Origin of the sequence: Pseudomonas sp. IT-P395 (genome assembly GCF_949767675.1) — a bacterium.
Taxonomy (GTDB): Bacteria; Pseudomonadota; Gammaproteobacteria; order Pseudomonadales; family Pseudomonadaceae; genus Aquipseudomonas.
On the sequence record NZ_CATKPW010000022.1, the window covers coordinates 618,179 to 639,613 of the forward strand.

The 21,435-nt window shown below is 61.0% G+C and carries 17 protein-coding genes; 14 read left to right on the forward strand and 3 right to left on the reverse strand.

The genetic code is table 11. The features are described from left to right. Positions 1–11: 11 nt before the first annotated feature. From ACM6IN_RS18150 to madM, 12 genes are all read left to right on the forward strand, one after another. A complete protein-coding gene (locus ACM6IN_RS18150; RefSeq protein WP_414916466.1) occupies positions 12–5,909 on the forward strand; it encodes an Hpt domain-containing protein in 5,898 nt (1,965 codons plus the stop codon). Next, complete coding sequence (locus tag ACM6IN_RS18155; protein WP_007913679.1) at positions 5,902–6,372, forward strand: chemotaxis protein CheW; 471 nt, start codon at positions 5,902–5,904, stop codon at positions 6,370–6,372. Before ACM6IN_RS18150 ends, ACM6IN_RS18155 begins: the two co-directional genes overlap by 8 nt. A 528-nt stretch (positions 6,373–6,900) precedes the next feature. Further along, on the forward strand, positions 6,901–7,266 hold the full coding sequence (locus ACM6IN_RS18160; protein WP_414916467.1) for a DUF6124 family protein: 366 nt from the start codon (positions 6,901–6,903) through the stop codon (positions 7,264–7,266). 321 nt (positions 7,267–7,587) lie between these two features. Beyond that, complete coding sequence (gene mdcA, locus ACM6IN_RS18165; RefSeq protein WP_414916468.1) at positions 7,588–9,258, forward strand: malonate decarboxylase subunit alpha; 1,671 nt, start codon at positions 7,588–7,590, stop codon at positions 9,256–9,258. Next, complete coding sequence (locus tag ACM6IN_RS18170) at positions 9,258–10,127, forward strand: triphosphoribosyl-dephospho-CoA synthase (RefSeq protein ID WP_414916469.1); 870 nt, start codon at positions 9,258–9,260, stop codon at positions 10,125–10,127. The genes mdcA and ACM6IN_RS18170 overlap by 1 nt, the downstream gene beginning before the upstream one ends. Further along, complete coding sequence (locus ACM6IN_RS18175) at positions 10,127–10,426, forward strand: malonate decarboxylase subunit delta (protein WP_007913697.1); 300 nt, start codon at positions 10,127–10,129, stop codon at positions 10,424–10,426. The genes ACM6IN_RS18170 and ACM6IN_RS18175 overlap by 1 nt, the downstream gene beginning before the upstream one ends. Then, positions 10,419–11,270, forward strand: a complete 852-nt coding sequence (locus ACM6IN_RS18180; RefSeq protein WP_414916470.1) for a biotin-independent malonate decarboxylase subunit beta — start codon at positions 10,419–10,421, stop codon at positions 11,268–11,270. The genes ACM6IN_RS18175 and ACM6IN_RS18180 overlap by 8 nt, the downstream gene beginning before the upstream one ends. After that, complete coding sequence (gene mdcE / locus ACM6IN_RS18185; protein WP_414916471.1) at positions 11,267–12,052, forward strand: biotin-independent malonate decarboxylase subunit gamma; 786 nt, start codon at positions 11,267–11,269, stop codon at positions 12,050–12,052. Before ACM6IN_RS18180 ends, mdcE begins: the two co-directional genes overlap by 4 nt. Then, positions 12,046–12,666: a malonate decarboxylase holo-ACP synthase gene (locus ACM6IN_RS18190; protein WP_414916472.1), complete on the forward strand. Its 621-nt coding sequence runs from the start codon at positions 12,046–12,048 to the stop codon at positions 12,664–12,666. The genes mdcE and ACM6IN_RS18190 overlap by 7 nt, the downstream gene beginning before the upstream one ends. Then, positions 12,663–13,583: a malonate decarboxylase subunit epsilon gene (gene mdcH / locus ACM6IN_RS18195; RefSeq protein WP_414916473.1), complete on the forward strand. Its 921-nt coding sequence runs from the start codon at positions 12,663–12,665 to the stop codon at positions 13,581–13,583. The genes ACM6IN_RS18190 and mdcH overlap by 4 nt, the downstream gene beginning before the upstream one ends. 65 nt (positions 13,584–13,648) lie before the next feature. Further along, positions 13,649–14,065 (forward strand): malonate transporter subunit MadL, encoded by a 417-nt coding sequence (gene madL / locus ACM6IN_RS18200; protein ID WP_038358777.1) that lies wholly within the window; start codon positions 13,649–13,651, stop codon positions 14,063–14,065. Between the two features lies 1 nt (position 14,066). Beyond that, positions 14,067–14,831 carry a malonate transporter subunit MadM gene (gene madM, locus ACM6IN_RS18205; RefSeq protein ID WP_007913704.1) on the forward strand — a complete coding sequence of 255 codons (765 nt, stop codon included), beginning with the start codon at positions 14,067–14,069 and terminating at the stop codon, positions 14,829–14,831. Positions 14,832–15,020: 189 nt separating this feature from the next. On the opposite strand, the gene ACM6IN_RS18210 is transcribed toward madM, so the two are convergent. After that, entirely contained in the window at positions 15,021–15,941 is a 921-nt protein-coding gene (locus tag ACM6IN_RS18210) for a LysR substrate-binding domain-containing protein (protein WP_414916474.1), read from the reverse strand. A 187-nt stretch (positions 15,942–16,128) separates the two neighbouring features. Here ACM6IN_RS18210 and trhA point away from each other — a divergent pair, with 187 nt between their 5' ends. Next, the gene (gene trhA / locus ACM6IN_RS18215; protein ID WP_007913708.1) at positions 16,129–16,746 is read left to right on the forward strand and encodes a PAQR family membrane homeostasis protein TrhA; all 618 of its coding nucleotides are present in this window, start codon (positions 16,129–16,131) and stop codon (positions 16,744–16,746) included. 111 nt (positions 16,747–16,857) lie between these two features. Here the strand turns inward: trhA and ACM6IN_RS18220 are convergent, their stop codons facing one another. After that, positions 16,858–17,577 carry a 16S rRNA (uracil(1498)-N(3))-methyltransferase gene (locus tag ACM6IN_RS18220; RefSeq protein ID WP_007913710.1) on the reverse strand — a complete coding sequence of 240 codons (720 nt, stop codon included), beginning with the start codon at positions 17,575–17,577 and terminating at the stop codon, positions 16,858–16,860. 136 nt (positions 17,578–17,713) lie between these two features. Beyond that, the gene (locus ACM6IN_RS18225; protein ID WP_095112782.1) at positions 17,714–19,120 is read right to left on the reverse strand and encodes an adenosylmethionine--8-amino-7-oxononanoate transaminase; all 1,407 of its coding nucleotides are present in this window, start codon (positions 19,118–19,120) and stop codon (positions 17,714–17,716) included. 223 nt (positions 19,121–19,343) lie between these two features. Between ACM6IN_RS18225 and ACM6IN_RS18230 the strand changes: the two genes are divergently transcribed. Continuing rightward, a complete protein-coding gene (locus tag ACM6IN_RS18230) occupies positions 19,344–21,113 on the forward strand; it encodes a flavin monoamine oxidase family protein (RefSeq protein WP_123376184.1) in 1,770 nt (589 codons plus the stop codon). Positions 21,114–21,435: the final 322 nt, after the last annotated feature.

A 21,435-nucleotide genomic window follows, 5' to 3' on the forward strand; every position in this document is an offset into this window, starting at 1 on the left:
GTGGAGTTGTTATGGGTGATCGGCACGACTATGTGGCCCTCGAATGGGTCAAAGGCGAAATTGCCGAAACGCTGAGGCTGGCGCATCAGGCGATTGAAGCCGTGCTCGATGATCCGCAAGCCTTTCCCGGGCTGGACGAGTGCCTGGATTACATCCATCAGGTCCACGGCAGTTTGCAGATGGTCGAGTTCTACGGCGCAGCCTTGCTCGCCGAAGAAATGGAACATCTGGTCGAAGCCTTGCAGCATGAGCGCGTCAGCCACCGCGACGAAGCGCTGCACCTGTTGCTGCAAGCCCTTGGGCAATTGCCGATCTACCTCGACCGCGTGCAGAGCGCCCGCCGCGATTTGCCGCTGGTGGTGTTGCCGCTGATCAACGATCTGCGTAGTGCTCGTGGCGAAAGCCTGTTGTCTGAAACCAGCCTGTTCAGCCCGCAGTTGCCTGACTTCCCGCCCCTGAGCGCCGAAGCACTGGCGCGGCTTGAGCCGGCAGAGTTGCCGAACGTGCTGCGCAAATTACGCCAGATGCTGCAAATGGCTTTGGTCGGTTTGCTGCGCGAGCAGGATGACCAGACCCACCTCGGTTATCTGGCCAAAGTCTTTACTCGCCTCGAAGCGCTGAGCGGTGATTCGCCGCTGAGCCCCCTGTGGCAAGTCGCCTCGGCGCTGGTCGAAGGCATGCGCGAGGGCGTGATCGCCAACAGCCCGGCGCTGCGCAGCCTGTTCAAGGATGCCGACAAAGAACTCAAACGCTTGCTCGATCAGGGCATGGCTGGCCTCAATCAGCCGGCGGCTGCCGAGCTGCTGAAAAGCCTGTTGTTCTATATTGCCAAAGCCGAACATCCCACCGGGCAGATGCTGACCATGAAAGATCGCTACTCCCTGGACGACGCGTTGCCCGACAGCGCGATGGTCGACGAAGAACGTGCGCGCCTGGCCGGCCCCGACCGCGATGCGATGCGCTCGGTGCTGGCAGCGCTGTGTGAGGAACTGGTGCGGGTCAAGGAACGCCTCGACCTGTTCGTGCGCAGCGACCGCCAGCACACTTCCGATCTGGAAAGCCTGCTGGCACCGCTGCGGCAGATCGCCGACACGCTCGCCGTGCTCGGTTTTGGCCAACCGCGCAAAGTGATCATCGATCAACTGGCGGTGGTGCTCAGCCTCGCCCAAGGCCAGCGCGAACCGAATGACGCGATCCTGATGGACGTTGCCGGTGCGCTGCTTTACGTCGAAGCGACGTTGGCCGGAATGGTCGGCACCGTCGAGCCGGAAAGCCCGGAAGATTCGCGCCTGCCGACCACCGACCTGACGCAGATTCACCAGATCGTCATCAAGGAAGCACGCATCTGCCTGCAACAGGCCAAGGACATGATCGTCGACTACATCGACGCCGACTGGGATCGCCAGCAACTGCAACCGTTGCCGGCGTTGCTGACGCAGGTGCGCGGTGCGCTGGCGATGATTCCACTCAGCCGCGCGGCGAGTCTGGTCGAAGCCTGCAACGGTTTTATCCGCGAACATCTGCTGCTTGATCCGCACGAGCCGGGTTGGGAACAACTCGATCATCTGGCCGATGTCATCAGCAGCCTTGAGTACTACCTCGAACGCTTGAGTGACGACCCGCAGGCACCGGGCGAGCAATTGCTCGATGTCGCGCAGAAGTCCCTCGCCAGCCTCGGGTTCTTTCCAAATGAACCGCATGTGCCCGTGCTCGACGACGTGCTCAGCCCCAGCGAAGCGCTGGTGATGCAGGACATGCAGGCGCTCGACGATCCGGAAACCGTACAGTCGCTGGCCGACGTTCTGGCCAGCCCGGTTTCGGCGCTCAACCCGCCGGCGTTGATCACCCCCGGCAGCCTGATGCCGCCACCGGCCGATGAAGAGCCGGTCGACGATGAACTGCGCGAAGTTTTCCTCGAAGAGACCGATGAGGTCCTCGAAGTTCTCCACGAATACCTGCCGCGCTGGTCGGCCAATCCGCAGGATCGCGACGCGCTGACTGAACTGCGCCGCGCTTTCCACACCTTGAAGGGCAGCGGGCGCATGGTCCGCGCGCTGATCCTCGGTGAACTGGCCTGGGCGGTGGAAAACCTGCTCAACCGCGTGCTCGAACAGAGCGTCGAGCCCGGTTCGGTGGTGCAGCAACTGCTCACCGACACGGTGTTGTTGCTGCCCGAGTTGATCAACGAATTCGCCACCAACAGTCAGCGTCAGCGCAGCGATGTCGATCAACTCGCCGCACGCGCACATGCCTTGGCCAAGGGTGACGAACCACTGGCGGCCGAAGACGTCGACGATGTGGCGGCACTCGATCCGTTGTTGCTGGAGATCTTCCGCAACGAAGCCGAAACCCACCTCGCCAGCCTCAATCGTTTTCTCGATCAGGCCGCCGAGCATGTGCCGTTGCAGGCCAGTGACGAGTTGCAGCGCGCCTTGCATACGTTAAAGGGCAGCGCCTCGATGGCCGGCGTATTGCCGATTGCCGAACTGGCGGCGCCGCTCGATCAACTGGCCCGCGAGTTCAAGGCGCACCAGTTGCCGCTGGACCTCGACGAAGTGGAATTGCTCCTCGAAGCCGAGGGCCTGTTCCGCGTCGGTCTGCGTCAGCTCAAGCATGATCCGCTGGCGCCGATTGTCGGTGCGCAGTCGCTGATCAAACGCTCGGAAACCCTGCTTGCCGAGCGTCTGGCGTCGATCCTCGATGCGCCCAATACCGGCCTGCGGGTCAAGCGCGATCCGCAACTGATCAATAACTTCCTCGCTCAAGGCATGGACATCCTGCTGGATGCTGAGAGCCTGCTACAGCGCTGGCAGCAACACCCCGGCGAGCGTCAGGAACTCAGCGCCTTGCTGGATGAACTGACCACCCTTGGCGAAGGCGCGCATTTGGCGGATTTGCTGCCGGTGGATGTGTTGTGCGAAGCCTTGCTCGATCTCTACGGCGCCGTTGAAGAAAGCAGCCTGGCGGTCAGCGAGCAGTTTTTCCAGGAAGCGCAGAACGCCCATGAAGCGCTGATCAACATGCTCGATGAACTGGCTGCCGGTCAGGAAGTCACGGCGCAGCCAGAGCGGATTCGGGCGTTGCATGATCTGCTCGATCAGAGCCTCGATCCTTCTTCCATGGGCCTGATTCGCAGCGATGGCAGCCGCACCCTGAGCATCCGTGAACTGGGCAGCGCCACCGCTGAGTTGCAGCAAAAGGCAACGGCGCTTGAGCCCGATGACGAGATTGTCGAGATCTTCCTCGAAGAGGCGGTGGACATTCTCGACAGCTCAGGCCAGGCCTTGCAGCGCTGGTTGAGCGATCCGGACAATGCCGCGCCGCTGTCCTCGTTGCAGCGCGATTTGCATACGCTCAAGGGCGGCGCGCGGATGGCCGAAGTCGAGGCCATCGGCGATCTGGCCCAAGAGCTGGAAAGCCTTTACGAAGGTCTGGTCGATCGTCGCTTCAACTACAGCGAAACCTTGAGGCGTCTGCTGCTCAAGAGTCATGAGCGTTTGGCGCTGCTGCTTGAACAACTGCAACAACATCAGCCACTGACCCCGGCGCAGGATTTGATCGAAACCCTGCGTCAGGTGCGTCAAGGCCAGACTATCAGCGAAACGCCCCAGCCAGCGGCCGATCACGACAGTGCCGGTCACGACCCGGAGTTGCTGGAAATCTTCCTCGAAGAAGGTTTCGACATCATCGAAAACTCCGGCGCCGCACTGCTGCGCTGGCAGGCCGAGCCGGGCAATCGCCAGGAAGTGGAAACCCTGCTGCGCGATCTGCACACCCTCAAGGGCGGCGCGCGGATGGTCGAGATCGGCCCGATCGGCGACCTCGCCCATGAGCTGGAATACCTTTACGAAAGTCTTTCCAGCGGCGCGTTGCAGCCGTCTGCAGAGCTGTTTGCACTGGTGCAGCGCGGTCATGATCGCTTGGCACAAATGCTCGATGGCGTGCGCGCCGGGCAACCGTGTCCGCCGGCGGATCGGTTGATCAATGCGATCCAGAATTTCAGTCACCCGGTTGCAGTAGAAACACCGCCAGTGCTGTCTGTTCCGGTTAAGACTGACGCGGCGCCGCCGGCTGCCGAGGCTGGCGCGGACATGGTCAAGGTCTCCGCCGAACTGCTTGATGAACTGGTCAATCTGGCCGGCGAAACCTCGATCTTCCGTGGTCGTATCGAACAGCAAGTCAACGACGCGCAGATCGCCCTGAACGAGATGGAAACCACCATCGAACGGATGCGTGATCAGTTGCGCCGCCTCGACACCGAAACCCAAGGGCGGATTCTCAGCCGTCAGCAGGTCGATGCCGAACGCCTCGGCTACGAAGAATTCGATCCGCTGGAAATGGACCGCCATTCGCAGTTGCAGCAACTGTCGCGGGCGCTGTTCGAATCCGCCTCCGACTTGCTCGACCTCAAGGAAACCCTCGATCGGCGCAATCACGACGCCGAGAACCTGTTGCAGCAACAGGGCCGCATCAACACCGAATTGCAGGAAGGCCTGATGCGCACGCGCATGGTGCCGTTCGAGCGCATGTTGCCGCGCCTCAAACGCATCGTCCGTCAGGTCGCTGAAGAGCTGAACAAAGACGTCGCCTTCGTCGTCGGCAACGCTGAAGGCGAGATGGATCGCAACGTCCTCGAACGCATGGCCGCGCCGCTGGAACATATGCTGCGCAACGCCGTCGATCATGGTCTGGAGTCTGCCGAAGTACGGCAGGCGGCGGGTAAACCGGCGCAAGGGCAGATCAGCCTCGACCTGTCCCGCGAGGGTGGCGACATCGTTTTCGACATTCGCGACGACGGCGCCGGGGTGCCGCTGGAGGCGGTGCGGCGCAAGGCGATCAAACGCGGCATGCTCGCGCCGGAAGCCGAGATCAGCGACCGCGACGTGTTGCAGTTCATCCTCCAGCCGGGATTCTCGACCGCCGAAAAAATCACGCAGATTTCCGGGCGTGGCGTTGGTATGGACGTAGTGCACGAAGAGGTGCGGCAGCTCGGCGGCAGCATGAGCATCGATTCCGTGCCGGGGCAGGGCGTGCATTTCCGTATTCGCTTGCCGTTCACCGTGTCGGTCAACCGCGCGTTGATGGTGCAGTGTGGCGAGGATCAATATGCGATTCCGCTGAACACCATCGAAGGCATCGTCCGCGTGTTGCCGAATGATCTGGAAGCTCACTTTCGTGCTGATCCGCCGCGTTACCAGTACGGCGGACAGACCTATGAACTGTGCTACCTCGGCGAACTGCTGAAAACCGCGCCACGGCCGAAACTGCTCGGCCAGAACCTGCCGTTGCCGGTGCTGCTGGTGCACTACAACGACCGGCGTATCGCCGTGCTAGTAGATACCATGGCAGGCACGCGCGAGATCGTGGTCAAAAGCCTTGGCGCGCAATTCGCGGCGGTGCAGGGCGTGTCCGGCGCGACGATTCTCGGCGATGGCCGGGTGGTGCTGATTCTCGATTTGCTCGCACCAATCCGCGCCATGCAGGCACGCATTGCGCCGACATCAACGCTGCCGGAGATCGACAACGAACCGCACAAACCACTGCTGGTGATGGTGGTCGACGACTCGGTCACTGTGCGCAAGGTCACCAGCCGTTTGCTCGAACGTCACGGCATGAACGTGCTGACCGCCAAGGACGGTGTCGACGCCATGTTGTTGCTCGAAGAACACATGCCCGACCTGATGCTGCTCGACATCGAAATGCCGCGCATGGACGGCTTCGAAGTCGCCACTCAGGTGCGCAACGACGAACGCCTGCAACACCTGCCGATCATCATGATCACCTCACGCACCGGGCAGAAACACCGCGACCGCGCCATGGCCATCGGCGTCAACGACTACCTCGGCAAGCCGTATCAAGAGTCGGTGCTGCTTGAAAGCATTGCCCAGTGGAGCAAGAAACATGCATGAGCGCCGGCATAATCAGCGCAGCAGCCAACTGACCGGGTTGCTGCTGCCGCTGGCGGATCGCAATCTGATCCTGCCTAACGTCGCTGTCGCTGAGTTGATCGATTACCAGGCCAGTGCCTTCGATCTGGACACGCCGCCGTGGTATCTGGGCAAAGTTACGTGGCGTGAGCGGCAGATTCCGTTGCTGAGTTTTGAATCGGCCTGCGGGCAGAAAATCGTCATTGGCGAGCGCGCGCGGATCGTGATTTTGAATGCGCTGGGCGGGTTGCCGGAGTTGAAGTTCATTGCACTGCTGGTGCAGGGGATTCCACGGTCGTACAAGCTTGATAGTCAGTTGAGTTATGTCGACGTGCCGTTGTGTGCGCTGGAGCAGGCGGCGGTGCAGGTCGGGGAACAGGTGGCTAAGGTGCCGGATTTGTTGGGGCTGGAGAAGTTGTTGGTGGAGGCGGGGCTGGTCCATTGATCCAGAATTTGTGTTGCTCTGACTGGCCTCATCGCTGGCAAGCCAGCTCCCACAGGGTTTTGTGTGGTTCACAGAATTCGAATACAACTCGGACACTGTGGGAGCTGGCTTGCCAGCGATGGGGCCAGTAGCACCAGCAAATTCTTACAGGCAAATCCTCAATTTCTGCAGTGCAATAAACACCCTTTAACCCCGTTGTTTAAAGACACTCTGTGTTACGGCTCCCTGGCCTACAAATCCTTGCGCCGCTGCCTACGCATGCACCAGAATCCGCCGGCTTGTGCGCCTTGGGCATGCTGCGTAACTTGATTCCGTCACTGATTTCCAGTGATCGGGTTTAGCAGCCCGTGGTTAATCTAAGGGTGCACATGCATCATCGTCAGGCTCAGTCCTGCATTCGATGGCGGCTGTGCGCAGGGCGCTTCGGCGCGCCGGCTTCCTTAGGTTCCCCGGTCTGCTAACCTGCGTTCAGCTGCCACCCCTTCTTTTAGCAGAGAAGTGGTTCCAGCTTTATTTCGGAACCTGAAGATGATTAAACCAACGCCTAACCCCCCGCTCGCAGACCCGGCATCCCCCTACGAATCACCCGACTCGAAGAAATTCCACGAAGCCGCCGAGCGCGCCCTCGACCATTACCTCAGCCCGACCAACGCCGACCTGATGGCCACGCCCTACACACCGAACACGCTGTACATGGCCAACCCCAATGCCGACACCGAATCCCTGCTGGCCGACGCCAGTGAAACCCTTGGCTCGGCCACGGTGATGCTCAACAACCATGCGGCAATGGTCGAAGGTACGCATCGCAAGACTGTGCAAGGTATTGCGCAGGTAGTGATGGTGGCGGAGATGGCTGTTAACCGTTTGTTGGATAGGTTGGTGCCGACGGAGTGACTTAAAAGCTGACCCTCACCCCAGCCCTCTCCCGTAGGGAGAGGGGGCCGACCGAGGTGTCTGGCGTCATACATCGACCTGAAAAACCGAGTCGATTATGGATCTGGTGAACCTGGTAAATTCTGGATTCAGTACAACATTCCCAGGTCGGCGCAATTCCCGAATATCCCCCAATCGGTCCCCTCTCCCTCCGGGAGAGGGCTAGGGTGAGGGTGCTCTTGATCGTTACGCTCAGCGTAATGATTCACCTCTGCGCTTGATTGATGCCCCCACCCCACACGCCTACCTTAGCTCCACGACAGCGAACCCCGTGGAGTGAGCATGACAACAACAATTTCCCCCGACTCGCGCTGGACGCGGCGGCGCGATGAGAAGCAGCGCCGGCTCGATAAGGTGCGCGGGCTGGCCGACGGTGTGGTGTTGCCCACCGACAAGATCGTCGCCGCGCTTGAAGCGCTGATCCATCCCGGCGACCGTGTAGTGCTGGAGGGTAACAACCAGAAGCAGGCGGATTTCCTCTCGCGCTCGCTGGCCAACGCCGACCCGGAAAAGCTCCACGACCTGCACATGATCATGCCCAGCGTCGGCCGCTCCGAGCACCTCGATCTGTTCGAGCGCGGCATCGCCCGCAAGCTCGATTTCTCCTTCGCCGGCACCCAGAGCCTGCGCATCAGCCAGTTGCTCGAAGACGGCCTGCTGGAAATCGGCGCGATCCACACCTACATCGAACTCTACGCCCGACTGGTGGTGGACCTGATCCCCAACGTCGTGCTCTCCGCCGGGTTCATGGCCGACCGCGCCGGCAACATCTACACCGGCCCGAGCACCGAAGACACCCCGGCACTGATCGAACCGGCCGCGTTCAGCGACGGCATTGTCATCGTCCAGGTCAACCAGTTGGTCGACGACGTCAGCGAGCTGCCCCGCGTGGACATCCCGGCGTCGTGGGTCGATTTCGTCGTGGTCGCCGACAAGCCGTTCTACATCGAACCGCTGTTCACCCGCGACCCACGGCACATCAAGCCTGTGCACGTGTTGATGGCGATGATGGCGATTCGCGGCATCTACGAAAAACACAACGTGCAGTCGCTCAACCACGGCATCGGTTTCAACACCGCCGCCATCGAATTGATCCTGCCGACCTACGGCGAATCCCTCGGCCTCAAAGGCAAAATCTGCCGCAACTGGACGCTCAACCCGCATCCGACGCTGATCCCGGCGATTGAAAGCGGTTGGGTCGAAAGCGTGCATTGCTTCGGCACCGAACTGGGCATGGAAAACTACATCGCCGCGCGGCCCGACGTGTTCTTCACCGGTCGCGACGGCTCGCTGCGTTCCAACCGAATGTTCTGCCAACTCGCCGGGCAATACGCGGTGGATCTGTTTATCGGCGCGACGTTGCAGGTCGATGGCGATGGCCATTCCTCAACCGTCACCCGTGGCCGCCTCGCTGGTTTCGGTGGCGCGCCGAACATGGGCCACGACCCGCGCGGTCGCCGTCACGGCACCCCTGCATGGCTGGACATGCGCCACGACGACTCGCAGCAGCCGATGCTCGAACGCGGCAAAAAACTCGTGGTGCAGATGGTTGAGACGTTCCAGGAGGGCGGCAAACCGACCTTCGTCGAAACCCTCGACGCGGTGGAAGTGGCAAAGAAAAGCGGCATGCCGCTGGCGCCGATCATGATTTACGGCGACGACGTCACTCACCTGCTCACCGAAGAGGGCATCGCCTACCTGTACAAGGCGCGTTCGTTGGAAGAGCGCCAGGCGATGATCGCTGCGGTCGCCGGTGTCACCGCCATCGGCCTGCGCCACAACCCGAAAGACACCGAACGCATGCGCCGCGAAGGCCTGATCGCCTTGCCCGAAGACCTCGGTATCCGCCGCACCGACGCCACTCGCGAATTGCTCGCGGCGAAGAGCGTGGCCGATCTGGTCGAGTGGTCCGGCGGTTTGTACAACCCGCCCGCGAAATTCAGGAGCTGGTAATGCACGCATTTAATCTGCAAGCGAAACCGCTTTCTCTGGCGGACCGATTGGCCGATCTGGCGGTGGACGCGCTGATCGACGAAGCCGATCTGTCGCCGAAACCGGCGCTGGTCGACCGTCGCGGCAATGGCGCGCACACCGATCTGCACTTGGGTCTGATGCACGCGTCGGCATTGTCGTTGTGGCCGGCTTTCAAAGAGATGGCTGAAGCAGCGGTTGAAATCGGTGAAGTCGATTCCTTGCGCGAAGCGATTGGCCGCATCGGTCGTGAAGGCGAGCAAGCCATGCTCACGACCACCAACGGCGTGAACACTCATCGCGGTGCCATTTGGGCGCTGGGATTGCTGGTGACTGCCGCAGCACTGGAACCGCAATCTTCCAGCGCCAATGCGGTATCCCTGCGTGCCGCACGTCTGGCCTTGCTGGATGACCGCTACGCACCAAAACCGTTGAGCCACGGCGCCCAAGTCGCCCTGCGTTACGGCGCCCGTGGCGCTCGTGAAGAAGCGCAACTCGGCTTCCCTTCGGTGCTGCAACGCGGTCTGCCACAACTCAAACGCAGCCGCGCCAACGGCCACGGCGAACAGAACGCCCGGATCGACGCCTTGCTCGCGATCATGACGAATCTGGCCGACACCTGCGTGCTCTACCGCGCTGGCGAAGAGGGTCTGCAAACCATGCAAAACGGCGCGCAAGCGGTGCTCGACGCCGGTGGCAGCGCAAGCCTCAGCGGTCGCCGCCGCCTGCACGAACTGGATCAACAACTCATCGCATTGAATGCCTCGCCCGGTGGCGCCGCCGACTTGCTCGCCGCCACGCTGCTGCTCGACCGTATCGAGCGCGACGGCATCCTTCAGGGAGCGTTTTGATGGAAACCCTATCGTTTGAATTCCCCGCCGGGCAGCCGCCACGCGGTCGTGCGCTGGTCGGTTGTGTCGGTTCGGGTGATCTGGAAGTGCTGATCGAACCGGGCCTGGCCGGCAAGCTGACCATCAATGTGCAAACCTCGGTCAACGGTGCGCAGCTGCGCTGGCAGCACCTGTTTGCGCGGATGTTCGACGGCACCACGCCGCCGGCGATGGCCATCGATATCCACGATTTCGGCGCGACGCCGGGGGTGGTGCGCTTGCGACTGGAACAAGGTTTCGAGGAGATCGGCCATGACTGACAGCGCCGCGTTGCTCAACAAACACAGCTTCGTCGAACTCGGCGCGCGGCAACGGGCGAAAGCCTTGCTTGATGCCGGCAGTTTTCGCGAACTGCTCGACCCGTTTCAACGCGTCATGTCGCCGTGGCTCGAACTTCAGGGCGTGGTGCCGCAGGCCGATGACGGTGTGGTGATTGCCAAGGGTAGCCTCGACGGTTTGCCGGTGGTGATCGCCGCGATTGAAGGCGCGTTTCAGGGCGGCAGCCTCGGCGAAGTCGGCGGGGCGAAGATTGCCGGCGCGCTGGAACTGGCGGCGGAAGACAACCGCAAAGGCATTCCGACGCGCGCGGTGTTGCTGCTGGAAACCGGTGGCGTGCGCTTGCAGGAAGCCAACCTCGGGCTGGCGGCGATTGCTGATATTCATGCGGCGATTGTCGATTTGCAGCAATACCAACCGGTGGTCGGTGTGGTTGCGGGCAGTGTCGGTTGCTTCGGTGGTATGTCGATTGCGGCGGCGTTGTGCAGTTATTTGCTGGTGACTCAGGAAGCACGCCTCGGCTTGAATGGCCCGCAGGTGATCGAGCAGGAAGCCGGGATCGAGGAATACGACTCCCGCGACCGGCCTTTCATTTGGAGCCTGACCGGCGGCGAGCAGCGTTTCGCCAGTGGTCTTGTCGATCGGTATGTCGCCGATGACGTGGCGAAGATTCGTCAGCAGGTTGGTGAATTGCTCCAGCAAGGTTTGCCGAAGCAACCGCGCAGCCAACGTGCCGAATGGTTTCTGCAACGCCTGAGCAGTCTGAATACTGACCCGCAAATCGAACCGTCGGTGGTTCGCGATCTGTATCAAGGAGAGCGCTCATGAGCGGTTATTCGCTGCGCGGTTTGCACTGGTTCGACGCCTTGAGCGCGGGCGCTAAAAGTGTCGAAGGGCTGCCGCCATCGTTGAAGGTTGCCGACGCTGAGCTGGGGCGTTTTATCGCTGTGGTCGCTGATCCGGACAATCGTTTCCCGCGTGCTCGCAATGGCGAAGTTGGCTTGCTTGAAGGCTGGGGTCTGGCCAAGGCTGTGGATGATGCGATCACTGCTGATCGTGATAAATCCCAGAAGCGCCCGATCATCGCCATCGTCGATGTGCCGAGCCAGGCTTATGGTCGGCGCGAAGAAGCGCTCGGCATTCATCAGGCACTGGCGGGTGCGGCGGACAGTTATGCCCGTGCGCGTCTGGCTGGGCATCCGGTGATTGCGTTGTTGGTCGGTAAAGCGATGTCCGGGGCGTTTCTCGCGCATGGTTATCAGGCCAATCGTTTGATCGCGCTGCGTGATCCGGGCGTGATGGTGCATGCGATGGGCAAGGCTTCGGCGGCGCGAGTGACGTTGCGCAGTGTTGAAGAGCTGGAAGCGCTGGCCGCCAGTGTGCCGCCGATGGCTTATGACATCGACAGTTATGCGAGCCTCGGATTGCTCTGGGAAACCCTGTCGGTGCAGCAGATTGAGCAGCCAACCGCAGAGGATCTGGCGCGGGTGAACGAGTGCCTGAAGCAAGCCATCAGCGATATCTCCAGCACTGATCTGAGCAATCGTCTCGGCGCGAAAAATCGTGCGGCTTCCAGCAAAGTGCGCGAACTGTTGAGGGCGCAGTGGTGAGCACGCCTCTGGCCCACGATCTGCTCTGGGGCATGACCCCGGCGCAGTTGCCGGCGGATGCGCCGTTGTGGGCAGTCGAGTCGCTGGCTGCCGGGCAACCGGTGGTGGTGCGTCGGGCGTTGAGCGAAGAAGGTTTTATCGCGGTCGGCGTGCGCGGTGTATTGCGCGAGCAGCGGTTGGCGGCGTTTATGGCGGTTGATTCGATTGCCTGTCGGGTCAGCCCCGAAGCGCTGTGTCACGTCGACTGCGAGCGAGATCTGCCGGTCATGCAGGCACTCAAACAACTGCGGCCAATGCTCGACGATTGCGGTTGGATCTGGGGTGTCAGCGGCAGTGTCGGGTTTGAATTGGCCAGTGGTTTTACCGCGATGCACGCGGCCAGTGATCTCGATCTGATTCTGCGTACACCGCAGCTGATCACGCGTAATCAGGCTCGTAAATTCGTAGAGATTTTCGATCAAGCCAAGTGCCGGATCGACATGCAGTTGCAGACGCCGTTCGGTGCTGTGGCATTGCGTGAATGGGCCAGCGGATCTGCGCGCGTGCTGCTGAAAAATGCCCATCAGGCTTGCCTGGTGATCGATCCATGGAACCCGCAGGAGCAGGCAGCGTGAGCAGTCTGCTGGTGTTCCCCGGCCAAGGTGCGCAGCAAGCGGGCATGCTTCAGCGTTTGCCTCGGGAATCGTTGGTCGAGGCCAGTGATGTGCTTGGTGAAGATGTTTTGTTGCTGGATTCCAGCGATGCGTTGCGCACGACAAGGGCGGTTCAGCTGTGCCTGCTGATCGCCGGCGTCGCTGCTTCGCGGCAGTTGTTGCAGGACGGACTCAAAGCGGACTACGTCGCCGGCCTGTCCATCGGCGCTTACCCGGCAGCAGTGGTTGCGGGGGCGTTGAGCTTCAGCGATGCGTTGCATCTGGTCAGCCTGCGCGGCGAACTGATGCAACAGGCTTATCCACAGGGCTACGGCATGACCGCGATCATCGGCCTGCAATTATCCACAGTCGAAACGCTGCTGGCGCAGGTGCATAGCGAAGATTCGCCGGTGTATCTGGCCAACATCAACGCCGACAATCAGGTGGTGATTGCCGGCAGTGACAAGGCCATGCAAGCGGTGGCCGAACTGGCGCGCAGTCGTGGCGCCGGCCTGGCGAAACGTCTGGCGGTAAGCGTGCCGTCGCACTGCCCGCTGCTGGAAAAACCGGCGCAAACCCTCGCCGAAGCTTTCGCCAAGGTTGAACTGAAAACGCCGAAAATCGCTTATCTGAGCGGCAGTCGCGCGCGCCCTGTGACCAAAGTAGAAGCGCTGCGCGACGACCTCGCCTTCAACATGTGCCGCGTGGTGGATTGGCGCGGCACCGTGCAAAGCGCTTACGAGCGTGGCGTGCGTTTACAGATCGAACTGCCGCCCGGTGCGGTGCTGACCGGGCTGGCGCGCCGGGTGTTCGAGCAAGGCACGGTCACTGCCTTCGACAGTGCGCGTCTCGACACCTTGCAGGCGCTGTTGCGTGAGGAGGGTGGCCGCCAACTCTAAAACCGCCGACTCAAGCTTCGAACAACAAAAACAACATTCGACGATGCACTTTGAGGACTACAACAATGATTATTTACGGTGTGGCGCTGCTCGCGATCTGTACGCTGGCAGGGGTGATCATGGGTGACATGCTCGGCGTGTTGTTGGGCGTCAAGTCCAATGTTGGCGGGGTCGGCATCGCCATGATCCTGTTGATTTGCGCGCGGTTGTGGATGCAGAAGCGCGGCGGCATGACCAAGGAATGCGAGATGGGCGTCGGCTTCTGGGGTGCGATGTACATTCCGGTGGTGGTCGCGATGGCGGCGCAACAGAACGTCGTCACCGCGCTGCACGGTGGCCCGGTGGCGGTGCTGGCGGCGATCGGCTCGGTGGTGGTCTGTGGTTGCACGATTGCCTTGATCAGCCGCACCCATAAGGGCGAGCCATTGCCTGACGAGCCGGCGGAAATCTCCCCGGTCGGCACGCCAGTAGGAGGCCGCTGATATGTGGGATCTCATCGAGAAAGGTCTGGAACACAATGGGCTGGTCACTGCATTCGCTTTTGTCGGCGTGATCATGTGGGTGTCGGTGGTTCTGTCCAAACGCCTGACGTTCGGACGCATTCACGGCTCGGCGATTGCCATCGTCATCGGTCTGGTATTGGCGTGGGTCGGCGGCACCATGACCGGCGGGCAGAAGGGGCTGGCGGATCTGACGTTGTTCTCTGGTATAGGCCTGATGGGCGGGGCGATGCTGCGTGACTTTGCGATTGTGGCCACGGCGTTTGAAGTGCAGGCGACTGAGGCGAAAAAAGCTGGGTTGATTGGTGTGATTGCGCTGCTGCTGGGCACGATTTTGCCGTTCATTGTCGGCGCGTGCATGGCCTGGGCGTTCGGTTATCGCGATGCTGTGAGCATGACCACCATCGGCGCCGGGGCGGTGACTTACATCGTCGGGCCGGTGACTGGCGCGGCGATTGGCGCGACCTCGGATGTGATGGCGCTGTCGATTGCCACCGGGTTGATCAAGGCGATTCTGGTGATGGTCGGCACGCCGGTCGCGGCGCGCTGGATGGGCCTGGATAACCCGCGTTCGGCGATGGTGTTTGGTGGGTTGGCCGGGACTGTCAGCGGCGTTACAGCTGGGTTGGCGGCGACGGATCGGCGGTTGGTGCCTTATGGGGCGTTGACGGCGACGTTCCACACCGGGCTTGGCTGCTTGCTCGGGCCGTCGCTGTTGTTCTTCATTGTTCGCGGGATTGTGGGCTGAAGATCAAAAGCCCCTCACCCTAGCCCTCTCCCGGAGGGAGAGGGGACTGACCGCGTTGTTTTGGCGTTATACATCGACCTGAAATTTCTGAGTGGAACTCAGGTTCTGAAAAGCCCCCGATCTGCTCCCTTTCCCCCTCGCCCCTTGGGGGAGAGGGCTGGGGTGAGGGGGTAAGCTCTTGATCTGCTGTTAATCCGCCAACTGCCGATTCGCATACATCCGACACTCCGCCAACAACGCCAGCAAATTCGGATCGCGCTCCTTGGCCTTCAAAAACACCACGCCAATGTGCTGCTGCAACCGATACTTCGCCTGCAACGGAATCAGCTTCACCCGGTTCTCATACACTGCTGCAATCCGCCCCGGCAGCAACGCATAACCCACCCCCGAGCTGACCATGCTCAACAGCGTGAAAATGTCATTCACCTGCATCGCCACCTTCGGTTCGAACCCCGCCTGCTTGAACACCCGCACACCATCCTGATGGGTCGCAAAACCCTGAGTCAGGGTGATGAAGGTTTCATCGCGCACTTCAGCCAGATCCACTTCACTGCGCTGGGCGAACTTTGAATCTGCCGGCGTGGCGAGAAAAATATCATCGGAGAACAACGCAATCTGCTCGCAATCCGGGTCGTTGATGCTGTCGTCCAGCGACACCAGAATCGCGTCAACTTCCATGTTTTTCAGCTTGTAGAGCAGGTCGATATTCGAGCCGAGGATCAGGTCGATGTTGAGTTCGCTGCGGCGGATCTTCAGGCCCATGATCAGTTGCGGCACAGTCTTCACCGTCAGCGAATACAGCGAACCGAGTTTGAAGCGTTCGGCGGAGAACCCGGCCGCTTCGCGGGTCAGGCGCACGCTTTCGACGACGTCGTTGATCAGCTTCTGTGCGCGTTCTTCGAGGACGTAAGCACTTTCCAGCGGTGTCAGGTTGCGACCTTCGTGTTTGAACAGCGGACAGCGCAGGGCGCTTTCCAGCGAATGAATAGCGCGGTGCACGCTGACGTTGCTGGTCTGCAACTCGGCAGCGGCGCGGGCGAGGTTGCCGGTGCGCATGAAAGCGAGGAACACCTCGAGTTTTTTCAGGGTCAATTCTTCGTCGATCAGCATGGCGCGGACTCTTTTTGGAATGCGTCGATTGTGCCTTGAAGATCAAAAGATCGCAGCCTTCGGCAGCTCCTGCATTGGAATGCGTTCGAAGGTAGGAGCTGCCGAAGGCTGCGATCTTTTGATTGCGCTTTTACGCTCAAGGCCCGAGCCTTGCGCGCTGCGGTAACGAATGTGAGGTGAGCAATACATGTATCACGGAGAACGATTGAACGCCTGGACCCATCTGGTCGGGGCAGTGGCGGCATTTGTGGGTGGCGTGTGGATGTTGGTGATCGCCTGCCTCGACGGCAGCCCGTGGAAGATTGTCAGTGTGGCGATTTACGCGTTCACCTTGCTGGTGCTCTACAGCGCCTCGACCGTGTACCACAGCGTGCGCGGGCGCAAGAAAGCGATCATGAAGAAGGTCGATCACTTTTCGATCTATCTGTTGATTGCCGGTAGCTACACGCCTTTCTGCCTGGTGACCCTGCGCGGGCCGTGGGGCTGGACGCTGTTCGGGATTGTCTGGGGGCTGGCGCTGATCGGCATTCTGCAAGAGATCAAACCGCGTTCGGAGGCGCGGATTCTATCGATCGTGATTTACGCGGTGATGGGCTGGATTGTGTTGGTGGCGGTCAAGCCGCTGATTGCGGCGCTGGGTACGACAGGTTTTGCCTGGCTGGCGTCGGGTGGGGTTTTGTACACGGTGGGGATTATCTTTTTTGCCCTGGATCACCGGCTGCGGCATGCGCATGGGATCTGGCATTTGTTTGTGATCGCGGGGAGCTTGCTGCACTTTGTGGCGATCTTGTTTTACGTCCTATAGACCGAGGCGCGGCTAATCGCTGGCAAGCCAGCTCCCACAGGGTTTAGCGTTGTTCACGGATGTTGTGGCTAACAAAGATCCTGTGGGAGCTGGCTTGCCAGCGATGGGGCCTTAGAAATCACCCCAAAGCTGTTGGGCCACCGCCAGCGCAACCACTGGCGCCGTCTCTGTGCGCAACACCCGCGGGCCGAGGCGGGCGGCGTGGAAGCCGTTGCCTTTGGCTTGCTCGACTTCGGCGTCAGTCAGGCCACCTTCAGGCCCGATCAGGAAGGCCAAAGTCGCCGGTTTGGCATGACTCACCAACGGCTCAGCCACCGGGTGCAACACCAGCTTCAACTCGGCTTCAGTCTGCTTGATCCAGTCTGCCAACAACACCGGCGGATGAATCACCGGCACCCGCGAGCGCCCACATTGTTCACAGGCGCTGATCGCCACCTGACGCCAGTGCAGCAGGCGTTTGTCGGCGCGTTCGTCCTTGAGGCGGACTTCACAGCGATCACTGAAGATCGGCGTAATTTCATTCACGCCCAGTTCGGTGGCTTTCTGAATTGCCCAATCCATGCGCTCGCCACGGGACAGTCCCTGGCCGAGGTGGATGTGCAGCGGCGATTCAACCTGGCCGGCGAATTGTTCGTCGATCTGCACGGTTACACGTTTCTTGCCGACTTCCAGCAGGGCGCCGCGAAATTCATGGCCGGAACCGTCGAACAGCTGCACCGCATCGCCCTCGGCCATGCGCAGCACGCGGCTGATGTAGTGCGCCTGGGCCTCCGGCAATTCGTGTTCGCCGGTGCTCAGGGGGGCGTCGATAAAGAAGCGGGACAGTCTCATTTCGGGTCTCTCAGATTAGATCGTTCCCACGCTCTGCGTGGGAATGCCTCAATGGACGCTCTGCGTCCGCTTTGGGACGCGGAGCGTCCCGGGCTGCATTCCCACGCGGAGCGTGGGAACGAGCGAGTAAACCGGATCAACCCGGATCGCGGAAGCCGGGGTGGAAGTCTTTCGGCACGGCCACGCTGACGCTGTCACGCGTGGCAATGTCGATGCCTTCGCTGGCGACTTCGGCGAGGAAGTCGATCTGCTCCGGGGTGATCACGTACGGCGGCAGGAAATACACCACGCTACCCAGCGGACGCAGCAACGCGCCCCGCTCCAGCGCATGCTGGAACACTTTCAGACCGCGACGCTCCTGCCAAGGGTAGGCCTCTTTGGTGGCTTTATCCTTGACCATCTCGATGGCCAGGACCATGCCGGTCTGGCGCACTTCGGAGACGTTCGGGTGATCGACCAGATGCGCCGTCGCCGAGGCCATGCGCTGGGCCAGCGCCTTGTTGTTCTCGATGACGTTGTCCTGCTCGAAGATATCCAGCGTTGCCAGTGCCGCCGCGCATGCCAGCGGGTTGCCGGTGTAGCTGTGCGAATGCAGGAACGCGCGCAAGGTTGGATAGTCATCGTAGAACGCGCTGTAGACCTCGTCGGTGGTCAGGCACGCGGCCAGCGGCAAATAGCCGCCGGTCAGCGCTTTCGACAGGCAGAGGAAGTCCGGGCGAATGCCGGCCTGTTCACAGGCAAACATCGTCCCGGTGCGACCGAAACCAACGGCGATTTCGTCGAGGATCAAATGCACGCCGTAGCGATCGCAGGATTCGCGCAGCAGCTTGAGGTACACCGGGTGATACATGCGCATGCCGCCAGCGCCCTGAATCAGCGGCTCGACGATCACTGCCGCGACGCTGTCATGGTTCTCGGCCAAGGTCTGTTCCATGGCCGCGAACATGTTGCGCGAATGTTCTTCCCAACTCATCCCCTCGGGGCGCCCGTAGCAATCCGGGCTCGGCACCTTGATGGTGTCCATCAGCAGCGCTTTGTAGGTCTCGGTGAACAGCGGCACGTCACCGACCGCCATCGCCGCCATGGTTTCGCCGTGGTAGCTGTTGGTCAGGGTGACGAAGCGCTTCTTGTTCGGTTGACCGCGATTGAGCCAGTAGTGAAAGCTCATTTTCAGCGCGACTTCGATGCAGGACGAACCGTTATCGGCGTAGAACACCCGGTTCAGCCCTTCCGGCGTCATCTTCACCAGTCGCTCGGACAGCTCGATCACCGGTTGATGGCTGAAGCCGGCCAGAATCACGTGCTCCAGCTGATCGACCTGATCCTTGATGCGCTGATTGATCCGCGGGTTGGCGTGGCCGAACACGTTGACCCACCACGAGCTGACGGCGTCGAGGTAGCGCTTGCCTTCGAAGTCTTCGAGCCAGACGCCTTCGCCGCGCTTGATCGGGATCAGCGGCAGCTGTTCGTGGTCTTTCATCTGGGTGCAGGGATGCCACAACACCGCGAGGTCGCGTTGCATCCACTGGTTATTCAGGCCCATGTACAGTCTCCTCGAGGCGGCTCGCGTCAGGCGCGGGCAAACAATCGCGCAAGCCTATGCAATGCATCGCGCGGGGACAACCCATTGTGTCGATTGAGCTACTTTGTATGAGCCGATAGACGTCGCTGGCGGCGTTTTGATGGCTAACGTATTCTTCGCGGTTCTTTGGGTCGTCTGACCCGCAAAACTGCTTTTTCCTACGTGTATTTCCGGAGTTCGCTGAATGTCTGTCGGTTGGCTGCGCGCCTGTGCGCTGGTGATGTTGGGGCTGTTCAGCGTTACAGCGCTGGCCAAGGATAAAACTGCAATCGTGATCGGCGGCGGCCTCTCGGGTCTGACTGCCGCTTACGAACTGCAAAACAAAGGCTGGCAGGTCACCCTGCTGGAAGCCAAGCCGAGCTTGGGCGGACGCTCGGGCATGGCCACCAGCGAGTGGATCGGCAACGACAAGACCCAGCCGGTGCTGAACAAGTACGTGTCGACGTTCAAGCTGGGCACCACGCCGGCACCTGAGTTCGTGCGGACCCCGGGCTACCTGATCGACGGCGAGTATTTCTCTGCCGCCGATCTGGCGACCAAGCAACCGGCCACCGCCGATGCCTTGAAGCGCTATCAGAAAACCCTCGACGATCTGGCACGTTCGATCGACGATCCGCAGAACCCGGCGGCGACCAGTACGTTGCACGCACTGGACCAGATCACCGTATCGAGCTGGCTCGACAAGCAGAACCTGCCGGCCACTGCGCGTCAGCTGATCAACCAGGACATCCGCACCCACTACGACGAACCTTCGCGTCTGTCGCTGCTGTACTTCGCGCAGCAGAACCGCGTGTATCGCGGCATCTCCGACCGTGACCTGCGCGCTTCGCGTCTGGTCGGCGGCAGCCAGGTGCTGGCACAGGCGTTCGTCAAACAGATCAAAACCATCAAGACCAACTCGCCGGTGTCGGCGATCAATCAGGACAAGGATGGCGTGACCGTCAAGGTCGGCAGTGTTGGTTATCAGGCTGATTACGTTGTACTGGCCGTACCATTGCGTGCGCTGAACAAGATTGCTTTGACGCCGGCGCTGGATGCCCAGCACATGGCCGCGATCAAGGGCACCAACTACGGCTGGCGCGACCAGATCATGCTGAAGTTCAAGACGCCGGTGTGGGAAAGCAAGGCGCGCATGTCCGGCGAGATCTACAGCAACACCGGTCTCGGCATGCTCTGGATCGAACCTGCCCTGAAGGGCGGCGCCAACGTGGTGATCAACCTGTCCGGCGACAATGCCCGCGTGATGCAGGCGTTCGGCGACAAGCAGATGGTCGATCAGGTGCTGATCCGTCTGCACGCGTTTTATCCACAGGCCCGTGGCTCGTTCACCGGTTATGAAATCCGTCGCTACAGCACCGACCCGTCGATGGGCGGTGCGTACCTGGCTTACGGCCCGGGGCAGATCAGCAAGTTCTGGCGCCTGTGGGAGCGTCCGTTGCAACGCGTGACGTTTGCCGGCGAACACACCGACACCTTGTACCCGGGCACGCTGGAAGGCGCACTGCGCACCGGTCAGCGTGCGGCCAGTCAGGTTGAAGATCTGGCGGCGGGCAAATCGTTCGAGCCAGCCAAAGTGGTCCCGGCCGCAGCAGCGGCAGGCGCGGCGGGTGCCGTGGCGGCGAAGAAGGGTAACTTCTTCACTAATCTGTTCGGCGGTTCGGATGACGAGAAGAAGCCTGAGCCAGTGAAGGCGCCAGAGCCGGCACCTGCTCCGGTCGCTCCAGCACCTGCGCCGACCCCGGCACCTGCGCCAGCTCCGGTGGAAGCGCCGAAGCCTGCAGCTCCTGTAAAGGCTGAGCCTGCGAAGAAAGCGGCAGCCAAGCCTGCGGCGAAGAAGCCGGCGGCTAAAACCGAAGCGAAAAAGCCTGCGGCGAAACCGGCGGCGAAGAAGGCTGAACCGGCGAAGAAGCCAGCGGCCAAGCCTGCGGCAACGACCGAGACCAAGGCGCAGTAAGCCTTGCGGTGAATGAAAAGCGCGGCGTTTATGCCGCGCTTTTTTTTGCCTGTGAGGGCCCCATCGCTGGCAAGCCAGCTCCCACAGGTTTCTGAGGTGAACGCAGAATTTGTGAACGCCACCGACCACTGTGGGAGCGGGCTTGCCCGCGATGAAGCCTGTCCAGACAGCGCATCATCAGGATCTGCCACCTAACATCCCGCCACACTTTCCCCGTTAATCTTTCCTTAACAAGCCACTTCCAGACTCTTGATCGTATTTCTCGATATTTCAAAGCGAAATTTTCCGCTTTAATTCGATAGATAACTCGCTAGTCTTGGTT

Excerpts from the sequence above, each read along its gene's own strand:
- ACM6IN_RS18150 (WP_414916466.1), top strand. The coding sequence starts at position 12 with ATGGGTGATCGGCACGACTATGTGGCCCTCGAATGGGTCAAAGGCGAA.
- ACM6IN_RS18155 (WP_007913679.1), top strand. The coding sequence starts at position 5,902 with ATGCATGAGCGCCGGCATAATCAGCGCAGCAGCCAACTGACCGGGTTG.
- ACM6IN_RS18160 (WP_414916467.1), top strand. The coding sequence starts at position 6,901 with ATGATTAAACCAACGCCTAACCCCCCGCTCGCAGACCCGGCATCCCCC.
- mdcA (WP_414916468.1), top strand. The coding sequence starts at position 7,588 with ATGACAACAACAATTTCCCCCGACTCGCGCTGGACGCGGCGGCGCGAT.
- ACM6IN_RS18170 (WP_414916469.1), top strand. The coding sequence starts at position 9,258 with ATGCACGCATTTAATCTGCAAGCGAAACCGCTTTCTCTGGCGGACCGA.
- ACM6IN_RS18175 (WP_007913697.1), top strand. The coding sequence starts at position 10,127 with ATGGAAACCCTATCGTTTGAATTCCCCGCCGGGCAGCCGCCACGCGGT.
- ACM6IN_RS18180 (WP_414916470.1), top strand. The coding sequence starts at position 10,419 with ATGACTGACAGCGCCGCGTTGCTCAACAAACACAGCTTCGTCGAACTC.
- mdcE (WP_414916471.1), top strand. The coding sequence starts at position 11,267 with ATGAGCGGTTATTCGCTGCGCGGTTTGCACTGGTTCGACGCCTTGAGC.
- madL (WP_038358777.1), top strand. The coding sequence starts at position 13,649 with ATGATTATTTACGGTGTGGCGCTGCTCGCGATCTGTACGCTGGCAGGG.
- madM (WP_007913704.1), top strand. The coding sequence starts at position 14,067 with ATGTGGGATCTCATCGAGAAAGGTCTGGAACACAATGGGCTGGTCACT.
- ACM6IN_RS18210 (WP_414916474.1), bottom strand. The coding sequence starts at position 15,941 with ATGCTGATCGACGAAGAATTGACCCTGAAAAAACTCGAGGTGTTCCTC.
- trhA (WP_007913708.1), top strand. The coding sequence starts at position 16,129 with ATGTATCACGGAGAACGATTGAACGCCTGGACCCATCTGGTCGGGGCA.
- ACM6IN_RS18220 (WP_007913710.1), bottom strand. The coding sequence starts at position 17,577 with ATGAGACTGTCCCGCTTCTTTATCGACGCCCCCCTGAGCACCGGCGAA.
- ACM6IN_RS18225 (WP_095112782.1), bottom strand. The coding sequence starts at position 19,120 with ATGGGCCTGAATAACCAGTGGATGCAACGCGACCTCGCGGTGTTGTGG.
- ACM6IN_RS18230 (WP_123376184.1), top strand. The coding sequence starts at position 19,344 with ATGTCTGTCGGTTGGCTGCGCGCCTGTGCGCTGGTGATGTTGGGGCTG.